This is a genomic window from Enterobacter sp. 01-M-03-SI-ECC (assembly GCF_047530215.1).
Taxonomy (GTDB): domain Bacteria; phylum Pseudomonadota; class Gammaproteobacteria; order Enterobacterales; family Enterobacteriaceae; genus Enterobacter; species Enterobacter chengduensis.
The window spans coordinates 67,453-73,545 of the sequence record NZ_JBLKDA010000004.1 but is presented as its reverse complement, the minus strand read 5'-3'; the positions used below and the strand labels follow the sequence as shown (position 1 = coordinate 73,545).

The 6,093-nt window shown below is 63.8% G+C and carries 6 protein-coding genes; 1 reads left to right on the top strand and 5 read right to left on the bottom strand.

Translation table 11 applies throughout. The features are described from left to right. Positions 1-67 precede the first annotated feature (67 nt). The 5 genes from entH to entC are packed head-to-tail and all read right to left on the bottom strand — an operon-like array spanning position 68 to position 4,895. Complete coding sequence (gene entH / locus ACMWKK_RS05415; RefSeq protein WP_112781753.1) at positions 68-481, bottom strand: proofreading thioesterase EntH; 414 nt, start codon at positions 479-481, stop codon at positions 68-70. Continuing rightward, positions 482-1,237 carry a 2,3-dihydro-2,3-dihydroxybenzoate dehydrogenase EntA gene (entA, locus tag ACMWKK_RS05410; protein WP_161656312.1) on the bottom strand — a complete coding sequence of 252 codons (756 nt, stop codon included), beginning with the start codon at positions 1,235-1,237 and terminating at the stop codon, positions 482-484. After that, the gene (locus ACMWKK_RS05405) at positions 1,234-2,088 is read right to left on the bottom strand and encodes an isochorismatase (protein WP_045325673.1); all 855 of its coding nucleotides are present in this window, start codon (positions 2,086-2,088) and stop codon (positions 1,234-1,236) included. Before ACMWKK_RS05405 ends, entA begins: the two co-directional genes overlap by 4 nt. 11 nt (positions 2,089-2,099) lie before the next feature. After that, positions 2,100-3,710: a (2,3-dihydroxybenzoyl)adenylate synthase EntE gene (gene entE / locus ACMWKK_RS05400; protein WP_112781751.1), complete on the bottom strand. Its 1,611-nt coding sequence runs from the start codon at positions 3,708-3,710 to the stop codon at positions 2,100-2,102. 9 nt (positions 3,711-3,719) lie between these two features. Beyond that, on the bottom strand, positions 3,720-4,895 hold the full coding sequence (gene entC, locus ACMWKK_RS05395) for an isochorismate synthase EntC (protein WP_112781750.1): 1,176 nt from the start codon (positions 4,893-4,895) through the stop codon (positions 3,720-3,722). A 187-nt stretch (positions 4,896-5,082) separates the two neighbouring features. Between entC and fepB the strand changes: the two genes are divergently transcribed. Continuing rightward, a complete protein-coding gene (fepB, locus tag ACMWKK_RS05390) occupies positions 5,083-6,042 on the top strand; it encodes a Fe2+-enterobactin ABC transporter substrate-binding protein (protein WP_112781749.1) in 960 nt (319 codons plus the stop codon). The last annotated feature ends 51 nt before the right edge of the window (positions 6,043-6,093 follow it).

The following is a 6,093-nucleotide window of genomic DNA, read 5'->3' as shown; positions in this document are numbered from 1 at the left end:
TTCGCCTAACCCGGCCTACATCTAACACGTAGGCCCGGTAAGCGAAGCGCCACCGGGCAATTCAGCTCTAGCCCAGCACCATCGTACTCAACCGACAGGTGCAGCAGCGCCTTCCCTGCTCGTCGAAGATCGCAATCTCCCAGCTCTGGCTGGTACGCCCCAGATGCAGCGGCTGGCACACCCCACGCACCTTGCCGTGGGATACCGCCCGGTGGTGCGTCGCGTTCAGCTCCGTTCCCACCACGCTCTGCCCGTCCCGGGTCATCAGAAACCCGGCCATCGAGCCGAGCGTCTCCGCCAGCGCCGCCGAGGCGCCGCCGTGCAGCAGGCCAAACGGCTGGTGGGTGCGCGCGTCCACCGGCATCTCCGCTTCCAGCGTGTCGTCACCGATGCGGGTATAGACAATGCCGAGATGCGCCACCATTGTGTTCAGGCTGGTGGCGTTCAGCGCCTCAAGCGATAAATGACGTTTCCAGATCATTTATGCCCCCAGCGTGGAGCCGCCGTCCACCACGATATCCTGCAGGGTGATGTGGCTGGCAGCATCGGAGGCCAGGAACAGCACCGTGCTGGCGATCTCCTGCGGACGGGCGATTTTACCCAGCGGAATGCCGAGCTTGAACTGCTCGCCAAAGCCGCGAATGCGCTGCTGTTCCGCATCGTCGCTTTTCCACAGGGTGCGCTGCATGTCGGTGTCCGTTGAGCCCGGCGACACCAGGTTACAGCGCACGCCGCTGCCCGCCAGCTCCAGCCCCACGGTCAGGGCGAGGCTTTTCAGCGCCGCTTTCGACGCACCGTAGGCGCTCATGCCGATGCGCGGGGTGTGCGCCGCGTCGGACGCCACGGTGACGATCGCCCCGCCCTGCTGGCGTCGAAACTGGCCCATCGTCTGCTGGAACAGGTTGAACGCGCCGCCAACGTTGACCGCGAAGGTCTGCTGCCAGTCCGCCTGCGAGAGCTGGTCCGTCGCCCCCATGCGCAGAATGCCCGCCGCGTTGACCAGCACGTCCAGGCGTTCAAGCGACGCCAGCACGCGCCCGCACACCTCCTGCACCCGCCCGGCATCCGCCACGTCCAGGGTTTCGGTGGTAAACGGATAATCACCCAGCGGAAACGCCAGATCGAAACCGGTCACCTGCGCGCCCGCCTCGGCGAACGCCAGCGCCGTCGCATAGCCAATGCCCTTGCCCGCCCCCGTCACCCAGACGGTTTTACCGGTGAAATCCAGTCCCATCACTTCACCTCGCGGGAGAGCAGCGCCCACCAGGCGTCGAGGGTGGGGTTTTTTGCCAGCATAACGAAGTCGATGTCGCCGTGCACTTTGCGCCAGCGGGCGGCCAGCGCCATCATGCGAACCGAGTCCAGACCGTAGTCGATCAGGTTTTCGTCATCCATCGGCTCGTCGGACTCGTCCAGCAGCGGCAGGATAAGCTCGCGCAGCGCGGCCTTCGAGGCCGGAACGGACGGCAGCAGCTCGTCGGTCATCACCACGCGACCAGAACGCCCGGCCACGTAGTTAAGGGACATCAGATGCTCGTCGCGGGTGAAATCCGCCAGCGCGTCGGCGATAAAGAAGGGCTTGATGTCGCGCATGAAGGCGTCGGTGGCGGTGGTCATGCAGCCGATGTGGGCGTACACGCCGGTAATCAGCAGCTGGTTGCGGCCCGTCTCCTTCAGCATCTGCTCCAGCGGCGAACGGTGGAACGCGCTGTAGCGCCACTTCACCAGCACCGTGTCCGCCTCGTCCGGCGTCAGTTCAGCCACGATGCGCTGCTGCTCCGGCGAGCGGGTCAGGCCCGGCCCCCACATGTCGTTCAGCAGGGCGCGGTCTTCGTCGCTCTGCTCTTTCGGCTGCGCGGTGTAGTACACCGGAATATTGTACGCTTTGCAGTACGCGCGAAGTCTGGCGATGTTCGCCACCACCTGCTGCATCATGGCGCTGTTTTCGCCCCAGAAGTTCAGGAAATACTCCTGCATGTCGTGGATCAGCAGCGCCGCGCGTTCAGGCTCAAACGCCCAGTTCACCTTGTTGGTCGGCAGCTCTGCCGCTGTTGGCAGCGCGTATGCGGTTAATTTTGGGATAGCCATACTCTTTTTCCTCAGCCCTGTGCGCGTTCCGCGAGCCACAGGCGCAGCTGTTTCTTATCGACTTTGCCGACCGGCGTCAGCGGAAGCGCATCCACGCTCTCCACGCGGTCCGGCAGCTTGAATTCGGCAACGCCCTGCTCGCGCAGGAAGCGGCGCACCTCCACCGCGCGCAGGGGCTGTTTCACCACCAGATACGCGCAGCTCTTCTCGCCCAGCAGGGCATCGTCCATGCTCACCAGCGCGGCGTGGATCACCGACTCGTGGCGCAGCAGCAGGTTCTCGATCTCTTCCGCGGCGATCTTCTCGCCGCCGCGGTTGATCTGATCCTTCTCGCGCCCCTGCACGGTAATGTAGCCCTGCTCGTCGATGGCGATCAGATCGCCGGAGCAGTAAAAGCCGTTGGCGTCGAAGGCGCTGGCGTTGTGTTCCGGGCTGTTGAAATAGCCGCGGAAGGTGTACGGCCCGCGCGTCATCAGACGCCCGACCTCCCCGCGCGGCAGCGGGTTGCCGTGCTCGTCCGCCACCCACACTTCGTCGTCCGGGCACATCGGTCGGCCCTGGGTGTTGATGATGCGTTCCGGCGCGTCGTCGAGCGCGGTGTAGTTCACCAGCCCTTCCGCCATGCCGAACACCTGCTGCAGCTGGCAGCCAATCTCCAGCGGAATGCGCGCCGCGAGCGTGGCGGAGAGCCGTGCGCCGCCCACCTGGAGCAGCTTAAGGGAGGCAAGCTGCGCGCTCCCCGCGCCGTCGGCAATCGCCTGCAGCCACAGGCTCACCGCCGGGGGAACCAGCGAGGTGACGGTAATCTGATGCCGTTCGATCAGCGGGAAGCAGAGCGTGGCGCTCGGATCGTTCGCCAGCACCACGCAGCCGCCCGCGGTGAAGACGCCGAGCGATCCCGGCGAGCTCATGGCGTAGTTATGCGCCGCGGGCAGCGCGTTCAGATACCGGGTATGCGCAGTGATACCGCAGATCTCGTTGCTGCGGCGGATGCTGTAGTCGTAGTCGTTGTGCGTGCGCGGGATCAGCTTCGGCGTGCCGGTGCTGCCGCCGGAGAGCTGGAAGAACGCCACCTCGTCGGCGGGCGTCGGGTTCGGGATGAAGCTGTCCGCCTGGCGCGCAATCGCCGCTTCCAGGGCGTGTTCGCCCTTATCGCCGCGCAGCAGCACGACGCGTACCGAACGGTGTTCATCCACGAAAGCATTGAGGAAGTCATCGCCCGCAAACAGCGCGTGGTCGCGATCGGCAATCAGCACGGCGGGTTTGATCTGCATCGCGTAGGCGTTCAGCTCGCTGCGCTGGTGGCTGAAGAGCGCGTTGACCGGCGCGACGCCGATTTGCAGCAGCGCAAAGAAGGTGATGTAGAACTCGGCCACGTTGCCAAGCTGCACCAGCGCGGTCTCGCCGCGCTGCAGCCCCTGCGACTGAAGGACTGACGCCAGGCTGTTCACCGCCTGATTAAAGGCGCGGTAGGTGATGTGCCGCTCGCCGTCGATAATCGCCACCGCATCGCTGTCCGCACGATCCGTCAGGATGTGGGTCAGCGGCAGATCCTGCCAGTAGCCTTTTTCACGATAGCGGCGGGCAAAATCTTCAGGCCAGCGGGTAAAGGGAATCGTCATCAGTCTTCCTTAGTGCAGGCCAAACACGTTGAGCATGGTGGAGAGCTTCACGCCCGTCTCGCGCCACTCGCCAACCGGCGAGGAGGCGGGAACAATGCCCGCCCCGGCAAACAGGCGAACGGTATTCTTATGCAGACGCGCGCAGCGGATGGTGACCACCCACTCGCCGTTGCCTTCGCTGTCGCACCAGCCGACGATGCCGCCGAACAGCTCGCGGTCGAACGGCTCCAGTTCGGCAATCAGTTCCTTCGCCGCCTGATGCGGGAAGCCGCTCAGCGCCGGAGTCGGGTGCAGCAGGCAGGCCAGGGTCAGGGCGTTCTCGTTTTCACGCGCCTCGCCTTCCACCGGTGTCGCCAGGTGCCACAGCGTCGGGGTGGTGATGAGCTGCGGGGAAGACGGCATGCTCAGATGATGGCTGCGCGGTGCCAGAATGGCCTTCATCGCCTGAGTCACCAGGTCGTGCTCGTGGCGATCTTTTTCAGAGGCCAGCAGCTTATTGCCCGCCTCGCGGTCCAGCACGTCGTCCGGCTGACGGCGCGCGGAGCCCGCCAGCGGCAGCGAGCTAAAGTGCGCGCCCTCTTTGCGCAGCAGCAGCTCGGGGCTGGCCCCCAGCAGCACGCCGCCGTCTTCCAGCGGCACGTGGAAGTTGAAGCTCGCCGGGTTCTGGGCGATCAGGCGCTCCATCAGCGCGCCGCTGTCCATGTTTTTGTCGGTCGCGATATCAATCAGGCGCGATAGCACCACCTTATTGACCTGCGGCGTGGCGGTGAGCGACGCGGCGCGAGCGACCATCTCTTCAAAGACGGGCTGCGGGGGGATCTCGGTGCGTTGTGCCACCTTCAGCGCCTGCGCGGCGGAAAAATAGCGTGCGGACTGCTGTCGCGCTGGACGGGAAAAGCTCTGCCAGCGCTGCGGAATAAACAGCGACGAGGGCTTGCGGGTATCGAACGGGATCGCCCCTACCATCACCGGGTGAGCAATACCGCTGGCTTTTGCATTGCGAAAAGCCTGGGCTAATTTCTGCTGGAAGCCACCCGCCGGATCGTCGCCGCCGACGGCGGGTTCACTGAAGCGGGCAAAACAGCCGGACGTGGTAAAACTGCGGTAAGGCGACATAAAGAAAAAGCTGTCTGACGGCAGCGTGGTCGCGGCGTGCTGAACTTCCTCAGCCAGGGACGTGTCCATATCATCCTCCACAAACGATAAAAGAAGCAATAATGATTATCATTTATATTTTCGTCGGCTAACCTAATCCCACATCGCCTCGCTGTCAACCGTCGGACAAATAACTTCTGCGACAAACGCTTGCATCCCGTGGCAGCAACCATGAAAATGAGAAGCATTATCTTCAACTGAAACAGGACGTCGCGCTGTGAAATTCCCCGCTCTTTTCCGTAATACCCTGCTTTTACCTGGACTTTTTGTTTTAGGACTTGCCTCAGCCGTTGCCGCCGACTGGCCACGTCAGGTGACCGACAGCCGCGGCGTGCACACGCTTGAGAGCAAACCGACGCGCATCGTCTCCACCAGCGTGACCTTAACCGGCTCCCTGCTGGCGATTGACGCACCGGTCATCGCCAGCGGCGCGACCACGCCGAACAACCGCGTGGCGGACGGGCAAGGTTTCCTGCGCCAGTGGGGGGATATTGCGAAACAGCGCAAGGTGGCGCGGCTGTACATTGGCGAGCCGAGCGCCGAAGCGGTCGCCGCGCAAATGCCGGATCTGATTTTGATCGGCGCCACCGGCGGCGATTCCGCGCTGGCGCTGTACGATCAGCTCTCCGCCATCGCCCCGACGCTTATCATCAACTACGACGACAAGAGCTGGCAGGAACTGCTGACCCAGCTGGGCAGCATCACCGGACAGGAAAAACAGGCTGCCGGGCGCATAGCCGCGTTTGATAAACAGCTCGCCCAGGTGAAACAGCAGATGACGCTGCCGCCGCAGCCGGTCAACGCCATCGTCTACACCGCCGCCGCGCGCAGCGCCAACCTGTGGACCGCAGAATCCGCGCAGGGCAAGCTGCTGCACCAGCTGGGCTTTACGCTGGCGCAGCTGCCCGCCGGGCTGCACACCTCCCAAAGCCAGGGGAAACGCCACGACATCATTCAGCTGGGCGGGGAAAACCTGGCGACGGGGCTGAACGGCGAAGGGCTTTTCCTGTTTGCCGGTGATGAGAAAGACGTGGCGGCGATTTACGCCAACCCGCTGCTGGCGCATTTGCCGGCGGTGAAAAACAAACGGGTTTGGGCATTGGGTACGGAGACGTTCCGCCTGGATTATTACAGCGCGATGTTGGTGTTGCAGCGTTTAGATTCAATGTTTAAATAAGCGCAGCGCCACCGGGCCTTTTGTCGGGTGGCGGCTTCGCCTTACCCGACC